The sequence below is a fragment of the Paenibacillus humicola genome (genome assembly GCF_028826105.1).
In the GTDB taxonomy this organism is placed as follows: domain Bacteria; phylum Bacillota; class Bacilli; order Paenibacillales; family Paenibacillaceae; genus Paenibacillus_Z; species Paenibacillus_Z humicola.
This window is the reverse complement of the sequence record NZ_JAQGPL010000002.1, coordinates 1-16,474: the sequence shown is the minus strand read 5'-3', so window position 1 is coordinate 16,474 and position 16,474 is coordinate 1. Positions and strand designations below refer to the sequence as shown.

The following is a 16,474-nucleotide window of genomic DNA, read 5'->3' as shown; positions in this document are numbered from 1 at the left end:
TTCCCGACAAATACGATAAGCGGGATCAGCTGACGAGCATGACAAAGCGGAATTGCAGCAACGTGACATATACAATGGATAACTTTCAGCCGTTTACAAGTCCATCCAAGTCAAGGATAATATCGCTGCTGGAAGCATCCGTTTGACGCCTAATTATAAATACAGTAAATGAAAAGTATCTTGTTTATTTCCATTCTCGAATGACGCACGTGTATCTGGGCAAGTGAATATATTATGTAATCAATCTCCAATCCAGAAAGGCGGGATACTACGAATGTCATCCGACAGCGCCATGGATGCACTTAATTCTCCTTCTTTGAATCTATCTTTTGATTTAAGAACATCGTTATTATTCCAGCAAAACGCCCAAAACTTCATTCTTCAGCAATTCGCTAAGCAGTTACCCGTAATGCAAAGCCTTGGCTTACTCGACGTCTATCTGAGTAAAGGCCATAGCGTAGAGGCCCATTGGCACCCAAACGCATCCGAACTTCAATACGTAGTACAAGGAGAAGTTGCCGTCTCCATTCTTAACCCCTTTTCCCGGCAGATACTTAGTTACCGCGTCAAGCCCGCCCAGACGGCTTATATCCCGATGGGCTGGTGGCATTGGCAAACCGCGACGATGGATAACACCCATTTTGTGGCTGTTTTCGACAATAATGCCGCGCAAATCGTATTCGGGTCCGATATCCTTAGAAAGACACCTCCTGAGGTGTTCCAGATGATCTATGGCGTGAATGCGGCCCAACTTGCTGATGTGCTCAAGCCTATCGACCAGACAGTAGTCATAGGTCCGCCTGATTCAAGAGATATCCAATTGAGGATAGGCATGCAAGGCCGTTATTGAATCACTCTTCATAAACAATCTGGACGGAGAAGCAATCTTTTTTACGACTGACGTCACAAGTGCTTGCTTCTTCACATTTCGTATGCCCATAGAAATAGTGGAATCTCAAGTGTACCTCAGTCAATAAAATGGACAGGTAGAATCGAGAAAATCAAGCGGCAGATCGGTACGAACTCGCACTGGCTCGAATGACCTCCGTATGCTCGGCTTCCTGGTGCTAATCTTTCGATAATTGACCAAGCTATCCTCGTCGCACGATAAAAATAGTTGGGGATTTATCCCAGGCTAATAAAGTCCTCATCCAGCTCTTTTATATCGATCTCCAATGCTATGGCAATTTTTTTAATGTTCTCATACGTTGGATATTTTCGCTCTCCTCTTTCTATTCCTGATAAGGTTGGCTGGGGTACTCCGGATTTTTCAGCCAATTCGAGCTGGCTCCATCCTTTTTTTTCTCGCTGTTCACGGATCTTTAAAATAAAGGACTCCTCCTCTTTAATCTTTGTTCCAACGAAGAAGTTGGAATTCGATGACAAAAATCACCTCTATTCGATATTAAATGACGGTAAATTAATGGTATAAATATCCTGAAAAACAAGCGATACTCAAATTCGATAACAAATTTGAGTATCGCTTCATCGTATTAACTATGGTATAATTTTTAATGTTTTGGCTAGTTTGGACCTCAGTCAATAGATTGGACACATCAAACCGAGAGAATTACGCCGCCTTGCGGTACATATGTTCGTATTGATTGGGGGTAAAGTACCCAATGGACGAATGAATACGTTTTCCATTATAAAAGCAAGAAATGTACTCGAAAATCGCTCTTTTCGCTTGTTTTCTTGTTTTGAATTTCTCTAGGTAAACGAGTTCTTTCTTCAACACGCTGTGGAAGGACTCGATGCAGGCATTATCGTAGCAGTTTCCTTTACGACTCATACTTCCGATCATCTGGTATTTCTTCAGACGAAGCTGGTAATCTGCCGAAGCGTACTGGCTGCCACGATCCGAGTGATGTAGGAGCCCTGGAGCTGGCCGTTGACGGTTGTAGGCTTGGTCAAGCGCCGTGATCACGAGTTCTTTTGTCATTCGTTCATCCATGTGAAAGCCCACGATTTTGCGGGTGTATAAATCCATGACACTGGCGAGATATAACCAGCCCTCGTCAGTCGGGATATAGGTAATGTCCGTCATCCAGACCTTTTCCGGTGCGTCAGCGGTAAACGTTTGATCGAGCACATTCTCGGCTACAGGCAGATGATGATTCGAGTTCGTTGTCGCCTTGTATTTCTTCACGGTTCGGGATTTCAGGCCCATTCTTTTCATCGCCCGTGAGACCGTTTTTTCGCAGACCTGAACACCTTCCTTTTTCAACGTTTCCCAGATTTTCGGACTGCCGTACAAACGTCTCGAATCCAGGAAGATCCGCCTGATGTGTTGCTCCAGCTTTTCTCGATGCTTGGTCCGACTGCTTTTCTGCCGCCGGGTCCATTCGTAATAACCGCTTCGAGATACTTGGAATAAGGTGCACATCTTCGCGACACGGAGCTTGGAGCGGTGATCGTGGATAAACGGGTAGATCAGCGCCGGTCTTTTGCGAAGTAGTGCATGGCCTTTTTTAAGATCTCATTCTCCTCTTCCAGATCACGGATTCGTTTCTGGAGGTCACGCAGAGCTTTATCTTCCGGCTTTTGTTGTCCACTACCTGGAAACGCTTGGTTACCGTCTTGTTTAAATTCAGCGATCCAACGATAAAGCGTATTTTCATGCAGCCCCATTTCCCGGGCTACCTGCGCCACCGTTTTCCCTTCCTCTTGGATGAGTCGTACGGTTTGGATCTTGAATTCCTTGTCATATTTTTTCGTCATCTCAGACACCTCGAATTTGAATGCATTTATTGTCGCACTCTCGGTTCTCCGTGTCCAGATTTCAGTCTAGCATCAGTTCGACCAATTCATCAACATTTGTTTTTTTCAACCGCAGCCATTCTAGGTAGGGAAATTTCCCTTTCAGTTCTTTTGAAATTTGGTACGTATAATTGGAAACGGTTTGCGGTTCCAAGAACAACCTGGACGCGATTTCTCCTTTTGTGAGTCCCTCCGCATATAATATCAAGATCGTAAGCTGATGATTATTCAGCTTTTGTTTGATCTCCATTTCTCTTGTTTCCGAAAGTTTATGTAGAAACTGTTGTGCAGCCGAATGGTGTAAAAATTGCTTCCCCTGATATACATTTCGAATCGCATCAGGAAGATCTTTAAAGTAATATTTGGTGATATAATTATCTGCTTTCCCGACATTAAAAGCTTGTTCCATCACATCAACTTCCTCAATAGACGAAAGCATGATGATTTTTACGCTTGGATACATTTTTTTTATTTCAAAGGAGATATCTAACCCTTCCATTTGATGATTCGCGGTTGTCATTAAATTAATATCGAGGATGAGTACATCTAACTCATTTGATTGTAAAAAATCCAGTAAGCTTTTTTTATCTGTTACTACATTTGGAACATCAAAATCCCCCTCCCTCATTAAGAAAGCTCTTAACTGTTCCGCGTAGGACACTTCATCATCACAGATAAGCACTTTTATTTTCATTTTTGACTCCTAAAAACATTTTGTTTTTAACCCTTCTTATCTTTGGAAACGTAAGGGAAAAGGAAGTGCCAGTTTTTAAACGTTCGACTTTAATATTCGCTCGATGCTTTTCCAGGACAAGGTAGCAATAAGTCAAGCCGAGCCCATCATTTTGTTCTCTTTTCTTTGTGGAATAAAACGGCATGAAAATTCGTTTAAGGTCCTCTTTCGATATTCCATGTCCATTGTCCCTAAATTGAATGACGTATTCTTTATTGGACTCATATAGGGTGATTTCCAATATTCCCTTTCCTGGTTCCATCGCTTCAATTGCATTTTTAATGAAATTCGTAAACATTTGATCGATATGGACTCGATCACACCGGAAATTGGCCTCGCATGAATAATGAGTTATGCATTTCATGTTACTTCTTTCAAAGAGCATCCTCGTATTTTCTATCGTTGATTCCAGAATTGATCTTAGCGTATTTTCCTCAGGCACAATCTGAAAATCGATCGCATCCTGAATCCTACGCACCATTGTCATGATGTCATGGTTACTGAAAAGCACGCCTTGTAGATCTTTTTTTAATTCGTTGCTACTCCCGTCGATTTTACTGAGTACATTTTCAAGTATAAGCGTAGAAAAATTGATCTTATTTTTTATGCCGTGATTTAACATGGCTGCTAAAGTTGTTGCCGCAATAATTGTATTTTCATCCGCCTGCTTTTCAAGCTTTATCTTGACCCCAAAAAGGCCATCTCGAAATAAAAAAATCATATGAACCACAAAGGAATAAAAAATAAAGTAAGGCATTAAGTACATGTAGTCCCCTTTGGGGTATACATAAATCACTTTACAGATGAGGTTAATGTAGGTAGCTGCTAAAATCGTCGGAACTAACATGATACTGGTTTTCAAATAATGTTTCTTTCTTGCGCTATTCTTTTCTTTAATGGGAGCGTAAATCAATAAAAAAACAGCCGTTAATTCATACGGCAAACCCCAAAATATATAGACGTTATAATCTAGAAAAAGCTTATCAAAAAGGACCTTATCCTCTGAAAATGGAGTGGCTAAGTATAACATGATATTGGGAATCATCAATAGAACCGAAACGATCCATTGCAATTTACGGCCTTGAAGAACGTTTGAATAAATTAACGAAAACACGAGTATGCAATAGGGGAAACCAACCTGCGATATGAATGCGGTATAAATAATGGATTTCCAAAGAAGTAAGTACCCTAGTCCATCAGGCAAATGACCTGTTTGGGCCAGTTTAAGAAAGATATTCCGCTGTAATACAAGGGATATCCCGCCAATTGCCCCACAACAACCAAAGGCAATTGCCCAGCGAACGGTTAAATCCCTTGGATTCGCGATAAGATAAATAAAAATGGAAAACAGGAGAAGAAAGGATAGCAACAACATAGTAAACATAAACATTAGATTAGCCCCTACCTCAATCGAACTTCAGTTTATGAACCCGATGCCTGTGTTCCTTTAACTCCTCAAGCGAATAAAAGGTTCCTCTCCAATACATTCCGTTACGTTTCTCGGCTAGAAAAGCGGAGCGAGCTAGTACCCAAAGACATAACAGTACGGAAACGGGAAACAAAAGAATCTCAATTCCCTTATATTTCGCTAGCTTTCTCAATGAGTACCAATGTAGGACAAGCATAGAAAGAAGGGATAACAAATGAATGGCAAGAACCACGCCAGAAAGAAACCACACCATAACATAAGGCGCTATTGCCAAAAGTAATGTCCCTAGTACCGCTAAAACGACAAGCAAAAAGTTATATCGAAATCCAGCGTAAAAATTCTTTTCTAATCCTCGCATGGCTTGGTTAAAGTTTTCGTACCATTCCACTTCGATGTGGTCAATTCCAATTAGAAATCGTTGTTTTAGCTTAGCCCTTTTTACCATTACACCTAACTGCAGATCATCATCAGGAGCCATCGGTAGGCTTTGATGGGTACCTATTTTTCGGTAAGCTTCACGTGAAATGAAATTAAATGCACCGATCCCTAGACCGACTTTATGCTGAGTATCCTTGTTTGCTTTCCATGCTTGTAAAAAAAGCAAAACAAAAAATTGAAAGTAATGGACGAAAAGTTGTAAAATCAAGGATTTCGAAATGAGCCGCGGATTCAGGGTTAAATGGTCGACCTTGTTGGTTTGTACATAACTCATCACATCCTTTAAGGTATTGGATTCGAAAATCACGTCCGCGTCCGTAAACAATAAATATTCCCCATGGGAAGCCAAGTAACCTTGATACATCGCGTGATTTTTACCCAGCCAGCCTTCAGGTAAAGTCTTGATGTGAACAACTCTAATGCTCGACGGATAGGCTTGAGAAAAACGGTTTAGCTCGAGCTGTGTCCCATCTGTCGAACGATCATTGACGACAACAATTTCAAAATCAGGGTAATGGAGCTGCAATAACGTAGACAGTGTCTTTTTAATTCTTGGAGCCTCATCCTTTATGGCAATGACAATGGAAACCTTCGGATACCGTTTTAATGGCTTAGCCGCGGGAAGTTTCTCAACTAGCTTCCAACCCAAATACGAAGCGATTAAATTAAAGAACCAATACGCAAATGAAACAAGTCCTAGTCCAATTGCTGTTAGCTCAAAAAACATAATTTTAGACCCTTCTATGTGGATTTGGATTCATCAACGCCTCAACCTCCATTTTATCACGTTACCCAATGCCTTCCCGTTTATATCAAAAATTCCACTCATTTCAATGCTCGTCTTTTAAGTTTATACTGTTTGATTGCATCCTCATAACAGAATCGGAAGTACCCCACTGGATTTTGTACGTCAAGCTTCATCCGCACGCTGCCGTCTAAATTTCCCTGGCATGCCCGATCAAAATATAACCCGCAAGCGATTTCGATCACGGCTGGATCCAGACGCCCGTCGAACTGATTGATGAGCATGAAGTAAATCGCATTTATGTATTCAGGCCCTAAGGGTAGGCCATTCACAAAACAACTAGCCGGTACGTTCTTATGCAAGGATTCATAAATGGGATCCAGTTCATCCTCTGAATGAGATGATTCAGCTGTGGCGGCGATTTCGGCCGACACGCCCAAACAATCAATCCTTTTTAAATCATTCTTAGTTAATTCATTATTAGTATGTGTCGGATTTTCCGGCGACGGTTTTCCCGTCGACGGATTTTCCGTCTGCGGTGATTCACCGTGAACGGATTTTCCGTCCACGGTGGTTTCGGTGATGGGCCGCTCGTAAATGATGTATTCCATCGTTCCAAAACTGCCACCCTCACCTCGCAGTTGATGCCGGGAAAGGTAGCCGTTCGCCTCGAGTTCACGCAATCCAGCTCGAACTGCATCACGGCCATCGGTGGAACGCTTGATCAAATCTTTTTCATAGATCTGCCAATCATCTGGTTTAGACAGCAAATACGCGAGGAGCCCTTTTGCCTTCCAGGATAGACGGTCATCATTCAAACCGTATTTATCAATCATGACATAAGGATTCTCACGTTTATTCGTTCGGATGATCGTATTACTTTCGGATCTGGCCATGGTAAAAAAAGCCTCCTATGGTAGGGGCTTTCGTATTGCCTATCCGTAACGCCCATGATAAAATGAACGTAGCTGAATAAGGGCATACGAATGCCCGGTATGTGTACGATTAGGACGCCTTTGCCGCCAAGCTCTGGGCGTCTTTTTCGTTTATTGAGATCATTTTAACTCATTCAATCTATTACGGGAAGGACAAATCTACCAACCCGTTTTATGGCGGCATAGAATTTATAAGGACATTTGGTTAAAATCGGTCCTGCTCCTGGTCTTGCTGAACCGTGACCTCCTGTTTCAGTTGCCGGATCCGGCGAACCTGCTCCTGGCTCTTCATGTTGTCCAGTTCCCATTGAACCTGCTTGCCGATCTTCGACAATGACGCTAACGGGTTTGCAGCGTGACCAGCAGATACATCAGGACGCCCATGATCATGCTGATTAGGGAGATAATGATCGCTTGATAAAGCTTGTGGCTGAGCGGCACTTTGGTTTTCACTGCGACTTCGAGCCATCCTTTGGTCAGCTCCCCTTTGAGGGTGCTCACTTCCCGGGCTGCCTGGGCGAGCTGTTGATCTTTCTCCGTGGACGCCCGTTTGATGGTATTGCCCAGATGCATGATGGTTTGAATTAGTTCTTCTTCCTTCTTGTTCAGCCCGATTAGTGCCGTATTGATTTGATCGAGCAGTTCCAGCGTTGCTTGGTCCCTGAGCTCTGGTTGCTGCGCCAGCCGCGGGTCCTCGTTCATCGGCTCGATCACGGCCCGCTGCCTGTTTGCCATACTCACGCTCCAGCCCCTCCTTCGAGTACAATTCCCCTAAGTTTTTGCCCCGCACATACCGCTGTTTCTCCGGATGCAGGAAGCTCACGTTTTTGTTTTGGATCTTCATCTCAATGTTATACTGCTGTTTTAAATAATCTTTGAGTTCTAGCAGGCCTGACGTTTGTTTTAAGCCCGCCTCGATGCTGGTCCTTAGTTCATCCTTCCAGAGCCGTTCTCCGCGCTCTACGGCCTTGTATTCGGCCTGTGTTAAGCGTTCCTTCGACATAGGCTGTGCTTTAAGTTCGGCTAGCCCCTGCTCTCTGCAGAGCCTATTGGATTCTTCGCGAATGAAATACAGTTGCTTCCGGTCGGAGTGATATTTGCGGCCATCCTTGAACGACACGGCATTGATCACGATGTGATTATGAATGTGTTCTTTATCGGCATGCGTATAGACCACAGCTTCATGATTCGGTGCAATTCGTTCCACCAGCCGCTTCCCAATCTCGTTTGCCTGCTGGGGGGTCACTTCGCCAGGCTGAAAGGATTGAATGACATGATGCGCCTGTACGCCATCCGGTTTGTTAAACAGTTTCCGCGTGGCCTTAAATTGCGCTTTCGCCTGCTGGGGGGTGCAGTTGAATCCGTCTTGCTCCACCGCCCGCTTTTCACAGTATCGAATAAGCCGAGTGGCTACCTTGGTAGTTTGGAGCTTAATAGTTGCCAAAACCGCCCCAGCTCCCTTTGCACGCCTTCTAGCCCGATCACCTGCGCACCTTGGTTCGCTTTCTTGGCCAGCTGGTTAATATTTGTGCCGATTGCCCGCAGTTCATCCGCGATTGAAAATGCGCCATCCCGATCAATCAGCGGGGACTGTGGCTGTCTAATCTTCTGGTGTATCGCCAGTTCGCGTAGCAGTCCAGGCACGGTCAAGGAGACATAGCCAGCCTTTTTCCGAAGCTGCTCAAACTCATCGTCCGAGAGCCGAATGTGTACGTTCTTGTTCCGCTTGCGGTTCTCGCTTCCCAATCCTTCAAACCTCCCTTGAGCGCGGCGTAGGAGGAGGGAAAAGGGAGTGGCAAGATTCGCCTTGGCCACCCGCTGACGCGGTTGTCTGTCGGCCATCTTGTCGGGCTGCCGCCCGAGCCCGCTTGGTGGCTTCGCCCCCAAACCCCCGCTTACGCGCGTTCATGATTCGTTTTCGCTTATCCGTTATAGACGTACCGATCCCCGAGCTTTTCGATCTTCAGTGTTTGATTGATCTTCCCGTTTTTGGACTTCACAATCACGACATCTTCCCCAAGGAGATCTTTGGTGTCGGTAAAGGTGAAGTCATCCAGTTTATAGCCCGCGAAGTCCGGACCATAAGACGACACCGCATATTCGGCAAAGCTCGGCGCACTGATGACCGTCTCCATCGCCTTCACATCCCCATCAATCAGACTCTGAACGACAATTTTGGCCACGTCGATTTTGGTGACGGGCTTCGAGGCTGCGTGATGCCCGCAGCCTGCAAACATGACGCTACACATCAGCATGAGAAGTGCAAATTTCATCTTCATGTGAACACGCTCCTTAATACCCGTGATAGTCCCCCGAGATCAGGGCGGGGATGTTATAAGGCGATCCATACCGAGACTGAATGTAACGGATGGATGCAATCAGGTTATCAACCGGATTCCAAATATCGTCATAGCCGTCCATCTTGTAGGCGTCGAAGGTCGGCTGCATGAGCTGGCATAATCCTTTTGCCACCTGATACCCCCACTTCGCCGAATACCACACAGGATAAGGACCAACAGCGCCCGGATTCCCATGACTCTCCCGCATGACCAGCACCTGCAAAACCGGCTCCCAGGAAAGATTCCCGCCCGTCACCTGCAATGCGGTCCCAATGGCAGCCGTGATTTGCTCGGGCGGCAGGGGTACACCGCCCCTACCCCCTCCGGCCAACATCGCTGTGGCGTTGACTAAGGTGTACCGCTTGACGTCTTCGATCTGCTCGGGCTGCAGTTCGCCGCTTCGGACGAGTCCATCTAAAACATCATCTAGGGAAAGCTTCGTGTATACCGTTTGCGTATAGGAGCAGTCGTAGCTGTTGCCGTCTTGATCCGTACAGGTGCGCTGCATACGGATATGCTCCTCCTTCACGAACCTTTTTGCCATGGCGTAAGCCAGCGCAGTGCTGGACTGGTTAAAATCCTGCTGCAGGAGAACCGCGTCAATGGCCATGACTTCCTGCCAATTTATAGACACGTGATACTTGCTTTCGATTTGATCGGCTGCCCCGATGTAATCATCGAACTGGCTCTGATTCTCGCCCAGGGGGATATGCTTCAGCACGATGATCGGAGCAGCAAACCAGCACATGACCATCAACAGAAAAGCCATCCCGCCCCCTATAGCGAGTTTGAACAGGCTCTGTTTCGGCAGGAGCGAGAGCGCCCATACCGGCATTACCGTCCGCCCCCCTTGCCAAACATTTCGATTTCAAACGGGCTTGGCTCGACTTTCAGGTGAAGCCGCCGATCACCGGCTACAAAGAGCGCCTCCCCGCGCTTTCCTGCAGCCAACGTCTGAATTTCTTTTTCCGACAGGCTCATGAGTTTTGCCAGGGCTTCAATGTCTTTATCCCCTTGCCCCATGATGAGTTTATATACCGGGTTATCAATGAGCGCCTGACCGTACCGCTGCACGCTAGGATCCATAAAATCCACCATGTTATGCGTGATGACCATCAGCCCGCCTTCGTATTTCCGTATCCGCTTGGATGTATTCCGAAGGAACTGCAGCGCTTGCGGCGTTTCCGGATCCACCAGCAGATAAGCTTCATCCACGGCCAAAATCACCTTTTGCGTACGGTCTTCGGCAATTTTATTCCATGCCCAGCCAAGCACATTAAAGAATTGAGAGCGGCGTATTTCCTCGTTGGATTCCAGCAGCTGGTGGATATCGAGCACAATAAAATCCGAATCGGCTTGAATCGTCGTTTCGCCGGACCAGAGCGCTTGATCTGCCCCAATGGCTGCCGAACGGAGCCGTGTTGCTAAGAGCCGCCATTCCGGTTCTTCTTGTTGCTGTGCCCGCTCGACAAGGTGATCGTACAGATCCGTCATCGTCGGCCACTGGCTGTTCGGGATGCTGGCTGGTTCTGTTTCCCACGTAATCCCCTTCTGGCTGTAAACGTGCTCCAAGGCGATTTCGAGAAACCCTTCTTCCATCTGGCTCAATTCTTTCAGATACAGCCGAAAAAACGTTCGGAGCGTCTGAAAGTGGAACGCGAGCGGCCCGCGGTTGCCCGCCTGCGTATACATGTCCTCGTCGTCCTCATCATCGAGTGGCACCGCGCGGACCTGCAGGGGGTTAATGCGTCCTTTGCTTGCCCCGCCGCAATCAATCCAGTCCCCCCCGACATTCTGACATAAATCCCGATATTCTCGTTCCGGATCCAGAATGATGATCTTCGTTCCTTGCGCAAATTCATTCAGCAGAATCTTTTTGACCGCCGTCGATTTTCCCACGCCTGGACGGCCCATGACGGTCATATTGGTGTTTGTTCGGCTCGCATCCCGCTGCCAGAAGTCGACCAGCACAATGCCGCCGGATTTATCCGTACCGAGCAGGATGCCTTTTCCGTCATTCAGTCCGGAGTACACAAACGGGTAAGCGGCGGCGATCGTTTCAATCGGCATATTCCGCGCACCAAGGTGCTCCATTTCGGCAGGTAACACCCGCCAAGGGCCAACGGCCTTCAAGCCTTCTTCCTGGTTAAACATCGGCACCCTGCCGCGCATGCTTGCGGCGGCGATGATCGATTCGACTTGTTTCGTGCGCTGCTGCAGCTCGTCGGCATCTTCCGCATTAATGAGCAACACAACCGTCAGATAACACACTTTTTGCTGCTCATTATCAATCTTTCTCAGCAGGTGTTTGGCGTCTTCGTACTGCTGCTCGGTGCGCTGGATGACCGCCGGATTACCCCCGGTTTGCAGCTTGGCGGATAACTCCCCCATCGTCACGTTGATGTGCTGCACGAGCCTATACGGGTCTGTCGGCGTGGCGTGGATCGATACCACCACATCCGGAAGCGTCGAGATCCGGGAAAGCCACGCATCCCCTACCCGGGCGGGGTAGTCTGTAATGACAATAACCCGCTGATACGTTTCCCCGTTTTGAATCGATTTGGTGTTAAAGTGAATGGCCGTGGGGCTAATCAGATCGAGGAGCCCCGCGAACTCCGGAGACAACGTCCCTTGTGTTTTTCGCCTGAGCGGACTGGTCTTCGTTTTAGGTAAAGGCAATGCTTTTTCCATCCTCTGCATCCCTCCGGTAGATGGGTGAAAGCCCGATATTGCTTTGGGGTGAACGCTCGTAGGCCGCGTGACTGTGATTGCAGAAAATAAAGAGCAGTTCCCTTAGCTCGTCATCGCTGCAAACATGGCTGGGGAGTTCCGCATCATTCAGCAGGCTGGCGAGCTCCCGGACCCTTTCGTAGACCATCTGCTGATCCATATTGTTTTTCCTATTCGTGTTCTGCCGGTCAATGAGCACATAAAACTCGCGTTCCAGCGCTTTGCCGTTCATCGACATGGCTGCCGCCTGAGCCATGTAATCCGTCAGCAGCCGCGCTTTTATCCGGTTCATTTCATTCTGTTTCCTCTCACTCAGCCGGTGAATGAAGGCATCCAGATCCACAGGACGGGCAATCGACATGATTTGATAGCGCATTTCAATGCCGTTTAGGACTTCTTCCAGGAGCTTAATCTTCCGAATCCGTTCCATTTCCGTGAGTAGAAAAATGTTGACCGGCGTTACCCGAATAGCGGCCACATGCGCGCCGTCTTTACGGTGTATAAGCCCGCCATGAATGTCCTGGATTGGAAACCAGGCCTGCGTGGAGAGCGACGTTTTAGAGGCGCCTGAGAGCCGTTTAAACCCTTTCATCCTTACCGCCTCCCGGATCCGAAAATATACAGATATCGCCTTGGTTTGGACTGATAATGCCGGAAATCCCGCAACAGATCGAGCGCGTTTTTGCCCGTTCTAGGATCGGTTCGGCCGATAAAGAAGCCGATCCCGCCGCCAAGCCCAATTAAGCCAATCGAAAACACACTCTGCATGAGGACGAACACGAACCCGCCCGCGATCAGCCCGATGCAAACGCCCGCAAGCATAATAAAGAGCTCGCGCCAGCCAAAACCCGTGACAAACTCAAACCGACTTTTCACGTTCTTAGGCACGATGTAATTGGCCATTTTTAAACCCCTCGCGTAAAGATTTTGCGCATGATGACCATCGAGCTGGCGGACCGTACCGCGCCAGCTGCGGCCCTGCCAACGCCGGTTGAGTAGATATATTGCTTCAGAATCGACGGGGATTTGTACGTGACCCATAGGCAGCCGCAAAAGAGAAATAAATTCAGCATCGGAATATTGTCAAAACTGCCGTTTAATAACGCGAAAAAGCTAACTTTGATCAAAAACATTTGTATGGCCTGAGCCAGGCACACATTAAGCAGTTCACGCCACCAGCTGCCGAATAGCTGACTGTTCGGATTCGTCGCACCTAAGGCCATAAACGGCCCACTGACCGCAATGACGGCCAGCTCCGCGGCCCGGATAAAAGCCTGAATGACGATGATCAGGAAGAACGCCGCTCCCACCAGGGCCCCTAAAGCCACAAACAACACAAAGTTATTGGCTTGCAAGGCGGTGGTAAACGCGTTCTGAAACTGAGTGCCTGCGCCTTGCAGATCCACGCCAGGCAGCGCGGCAATATCGCCGGTAATGGTATTGCCGAGCTGAAAAATCCACGTCACGAGCCAAGGGACGCCTGCGATCAGCGCGGCGGCTTGTGTCGTTCGAAAGAGTAAGCCTGCCGGATCCGCGTCGGGATCCCCATCTAACCGCATGATGTAGGTCATCCAGGCTTCATAGGCAACTTTGGCCGCCAGCACACTCCCTGCAAGGATTTGCGCGTATAAAATGGCCGAACCCACCACAGGTAGATCAAGCACTTTGATGGCAATCCCATTTACCGCCGTTAAAAAGCTTAGAAAAAGGTTGATCGCGTCTTGCGCCAGCTCCTTAAAATAATTGACTACGGCATCCGTAATGAGCTTTGTAATCCAATCGTTCATTAACTTCCCACCCTTTTGCTTGGAATTGAAGAGCCGGGGAAAACTCCCCGGCCCGCCGTGTTCATTAGGAACCAGAGGGAAAGTATGTCAGCAAGACCGTTACCAACCCACTGGCGCACTCTGCAATTGCTGCGCCGACTGCTACGTTTTTCATTTTCCGGTTTCGGTCGGCAATGGCTCCCGGGTCGCCGTCCGCCATCGATTTCATCCAGCCGTGAAACCCGATCATGAGCGTGGCTGAGACGGGGACCAGGATTAACACCCATTTCAGCGCATCCTGCATCAGTTTTTGCGCGCCCACCACGATATTCGGTTCAGCTCCCGCCGCGTAAGTCGGCATCGAGGCTGCCAGGACCGTCAGTGTCAATACTCCAAACAGATAACCTGTGCGTTTTACATTGAATTTCCCTTTGAGACTGAACTTTTTCATCTATTTTTGCCCTCGCTTTTTTTGTTATTGGATTGGACCTTAAATTGGCTTATACTTAGAGCTAACCCTGATTTTCTTTTCCTCCATGCGTGGAGGCTTTTTTGTTTTTATATCGCTTCTTCATTTTCAAAGGCTTCCTCGTCATCTACTGAATCCGCAACATTTGGTATATAGAGCGGCACCTTTTCAATCATCCTCGGTTCATCACCTCCAAAAGGGGTAAAATCATCATTCGCCGGCCAGTGCGAGAGATCCGGAAGCGGCACCTTGGCGGGGTACTGCCGGGATGGAATGACAAGTGAAAACTCTTGCGGCCAGCGTCTGACTTCATCGGGGGTCAGCAGTTCCCTTCGAGCAAGACCGGAAGAAAGCCCTTTTGATAAATCGTTACTTCGGATCGTTGTGGATGTATTTGTCGTTTCGATGGTGTAAGAGCCGCATTTTTGGCTGATTTCCCGCATCGTCTCCAGGCTGTTTGTCAGCAGGTACACCCACAAATGACAGCTGTCTTCAATCGTGCCATGCGTGTACGGGTAAGAGGCTTTCAGCTGCTGCAGGTTCTGCACGATCAAATTCCAGCGGATCCCCCGCCCGCCTGAAACGGTTATTTTGCTGTCAAAGTCCTTAATCGGAGGCAGCTGGCCAAATTCGTCGAGCAGAAAATTTACGCGAACCGGCAGCCTGCGGCCGTTTTCATTGGCTAATTCCACTAGCGCTTGATAGGTTTGGTCCACGTACAAAGCCGCCAGCGTATGCCGCGTTTTATCTTCGTCTGGAACCATTAAGAATACAGCTGTCTTTTCTTTGCCTACGTTTGCGAGTACATGATCTTGGTGTGCGGTTAAATAAGCGATGGATGGATCTGAGAAGAGTCTAAGAAGTGATGAAACGTTGGTGTAAAAGCTACCCCTCGTTCGATCCGGAGCAAGTCTGGCTGTCGCGAATGCATCACGTGCGGGATGATCTTTTGGTAAGGATGTAAAATAGGCGTTCAGCGGCACGTGGTCTACGATTGCGTTACCCACGCGCACCTTTACCGGCTCGCCAAGTTCGGCAAGCATCTTATAGGCCGATGTCATGTGCTTTTGCGCATCGTCGGGGGCTTCGGTCGCGACGGCCAGCGCCAAGGCGGCAATAACGGATTCTGCCCCATCAAGCCAGATCGGTTCCCCTTTCTCACTGCCCGGCTTTTGATGCGCAAACATATGCGCCATACTCCAAGCCTGTTGAGCCGCTCTTGCGGTATCGCCTTGATGCAGCGCATCTACGATAGGCGCTAATGGGTTCCAGCGATTCCCCCTTCCCGGCTTTCGGAAGTCCAAATAAACAACGTTATAGCCCATTTTATTTAAGTAGCTCGCTGATAAATCATAAAGCTCACCTTTAACGTCTGACAGCACCATACTTTCGCCAGCGTGTGCCATCTGCCATATGGTTGGCAGCACGACGCGTCTGGATTTCCCCGAGCGCGTGGTCCCGATGATGAGCGCATGCAGATCATCCCCTACAACCCAAGCTGTTTTTTTCTTGGTGTTTGCACCAAGCACGAGCCCGCCGCGGTCGCTCACGGTTCCCATCGGCCACACGATCATGGTTTTACTGAGCTCTTTAAGCGTCTGGAACCGGCTCGAACCGTATTGGCCATTCCCAGCTGCGGGTGGCCCGCCAACGCCGTTATTTCTTGTATTGGCCGGGATTTCCCGCCAAAAAAACGATACAATGAATACAAGCAATAACGGTTGCAGGACCAGCCAAATCTTTTGGGTTCGCGGATCATGAAGTACCAGCTGCCAGGACTGCAGTAGATCCAAGCCTTTGAGCCACGCCAGCGGGATTCGCGAAACCTCCATGCCAGCCAAAAAGTAATGCGGCAGCCATGCGATTGACGGAAATAAGAAGAAATCAATCAGCAGCAGGAAAGCCAGCGTGATCATCCTAGTTTTCATATTCCTGTCGCCTATCGCCTCCTTTCAGAAGGCTTTTGATTTCTTCGAGCGAAGCACAGATTTTCTGGCCATGGGTCGTGTAAAACTCAACCGCCTGGTTCACCAGCTCAGATTTGTTCTTGTAGCCATCCCAAACCGCGGCAGCGTCAGAGGATAGTTTTAGCCAGGCAGATACTTTGATTTTGGTTTCCGTGATCGGCAT

General features: G+C 48.0%; 18 protein-coding genes. 1 reads left to right on the top strand and 17 read right to left on the bottom strand.

The window, feature by feature from the left end:
* Positions 1-274: 274 nt before the first annotated feature.
* A complete protein-coding gene (locus PD282_RS27230) occupies positions 275-850 on the top strand; it encodes a cupin domain-containing protein (protein WP_274655603.1) in 576 nt (191 codons plus the stop codon).
* Positions 851-1,125: 275 nt separating this feature from the next.
* Here PD282_RS27230 and PD282_RS27225 read toward each other — a convergent pair whose 3' ends face one another.
* The 17 genes from PD282_RS27225 to PD282_RS27145 all read right to left on the bottom strand — a co-directional run.
* Positions 1,126-1,386: a helix-turn-helix domain-containing protein gene (locus PD282_RS27225; RefSeq protein ID WP_274655601.1), complete on the bottom strand. Its 261-nt coding sequence runs from the start codon at positions 1,384-1,386 to the stop codon at positions 1,126-1,128.
* 184 nt (positions 1,387-1,570) lie between these two features.
* Positions 1,571-2,721, bottom strand: a protein-coding gene (locus PD282_RS27220; protein ID WP_274655599.1) for an IS3 family transposase whose coding sequence is annotated in 2 segments (ribosomal slippage) — positions 1,571-2,466 and positions 2,466-2,721 — 1,152 coding nt in all. Because the reading frame shifts where the segments join, the coding sequence is not laid out codon by codon here.
* 61 nt (positions 2,722-2,782) lie between these two features.
* Entirely contained in the window at positions 2,783-3,454 is a 672-nt protein-coding gene (locus PD282_RS27215; RefSeq protein WP_274655597.1) for a response regulator transcription factor, read from the bottom strand.
* A complete protein-coding gene (locus PD282_RS27210) occupies positions 3,429-4,883 on the bottom strand; it encodes a sensor histidine kinase (RefSeq protein ID WP_274655595.1) in 1,455 nt (484 codons plus the stop codon). The genes PD282_RS27215 and PD282_RS27210 overlap by 26 nt, the downstream gene beginning before the upstream one ends.
* Positions 4,884-4,899: 16 nt before the next feature.
* Entirely contained in the window at positions 4,900-6,087 is a 1,188-nt protein-coding gene (locus tag PD282_RS27205) for a glycosyltransferase family 2 protein (protein ID WP_274655593.1), read from the bottom strand.
* A 98-nt stretch (positions 6,088-6,185) separates the two neighbouring features.
* Positions 6,186-7,001: a helix-turn-helix domain-containing protein gene (locus tag PD282_RS27200; protein WP_274655591.1), complete on the bottom strand. Its 816-nt coding sequence runs from the start codon at positions 6,999-7,001 to the stop codon at positions 6,186-6,188.
* A gap of 244 nt (positions 7,002-7,245) precedes the next feature.
* Positions 7,246-8,484: a relaxase/mobilization nuclease domain-containing protein gene (locus PD282_RS27195; protein WP_274655589.1), complete on the bottom strand. Its 1,239-nt coding sequence runs from the start codon at positions 8,482-8,484 to the stop codon at positions 7,246-7,248.
* The gene (locus PD282_RS27190) at positions 8,451-8,786 is read right to left on the bottom strand and encodes a plasmid mobilization protein (protein WP_274655587.1); all 336 of its coding nucleotides are present in this window, start codon (positions 8,784-8,786) and stop codon (positions 8,451-8,453) included. Before PD282_RS27190 ends, PD282_RS27195 begins: the two co-directional genes overlap by 34 nt.
* Before the next feature lie 176 nt (positions 8,787-8,962).
* The gene (locus PD282_RS27185) at positions 8,963-9,319 is read right to left on the bottom strand and encodes a hypothetical protein (protein WP_274655585.1); all 357 of its coding nucleotides are present in this window, start codon (positions 9,317-9,319) and stop codon (positions 8,963-8,965) included.
* A gap of 13 nt (positions 9,320-9,332) precedes the next feature.
* Positions 9,333-10,214: a transglycosylase SLT domain-containing protein gene (locus PD282_RS27180; RefSeq protein WP_274655583.1), complete on the bottom strand. Its 882-nt coding sequence runs from the start codon at positions 10,212-10,214 to the stop codon at positions 9,333-9,335.
* On the bottom strand, positions 10,214-12,070 hold the full coding sequence (locus PD282_RS27175; protein WP_274655581.1) for a VirB4 family type IV secretion system protein: 1,857 nt from the start codon (positions 12,068-12,070) through the stop codon (positions 10,214-10,216). Before PD282_RS27175 ends, PD282_RS27180 begins: the two co-directional genes overlap by 1 nt.
* Positions 12,045-12,701 carry a TraC-like domain-containing protein gene (locus tag PD282_RS27170; protein WP_274655579.1) on the bottom strand — a complete coding sequence of 219 codons (657 nt, stop codon included), beginning with the start codon at positions 12,699-12,701 and terminating at the stop codon, positions 12,045-12,047. The genes PD282_RS27175 and PD282_RS27170 overlap by 26 nt, the downstream gene beginning before the upstream one ends.
* 2 nt (positions 12,702-12,703) lie before the next feature.
* On the bottom strand, positions 12,704-13,012 hold the full coding sequence (locus PD282_RS27165; protein ID WP_274655577.1) for a PrgI family protein: 309 nt from the start codon (positions 13,010-13,012) through the stop codon (positions 12,704-12,706).
* 2 nt (positions 13,013-13,014) lie between these two features.
* Positions 13,015-13,896 (bottom strand): conjugal transfer protein TrbL family protein, encoded by an 882-nt coding sequence (locus tag PD282_RS27160; protein ID WP_274655575.1) that lies wholly within the window; start codon positions 13,894-13,896, stop codon positions 13,015-13,017.
* A gap of 64 nt (positions 13,897-13,960) precedes the next feature.
* The gene (locus PD282_RS27155) at positions 13,961-14,326 is read right to left on the bottom strand and encodes a hypothetical protein (RefSeq protein WP_274655573.1); all 366 of its coding nucleotides are present in this window, start codon (positions 14,324-14,326) and stop codon (positions 13,961-13,963) included.
* A 107-nt stretch (positions 14,327-14,433) separates the two neighbouring features.
* Positions 14,434-16,260: a VirD4-like conjugal transfer protein, CD1115 family gene (locus tag PD282_RS27150; protein WP_274655572.1), complete on the bottom strand. Its 1,827-nt coding sequence runs from the start codon at positions 16,258-16,260 to the stop codon at positions 14,434-14,436.
* 1 nt (position 16,261) lies between these two features.
* The coding region (locus PD282_RS27145) for a hypothetical protein (protein WP_274655570.1) at positions 16,262-16,474 on the bottom strand (213 nt) is incomplete at its 5' end.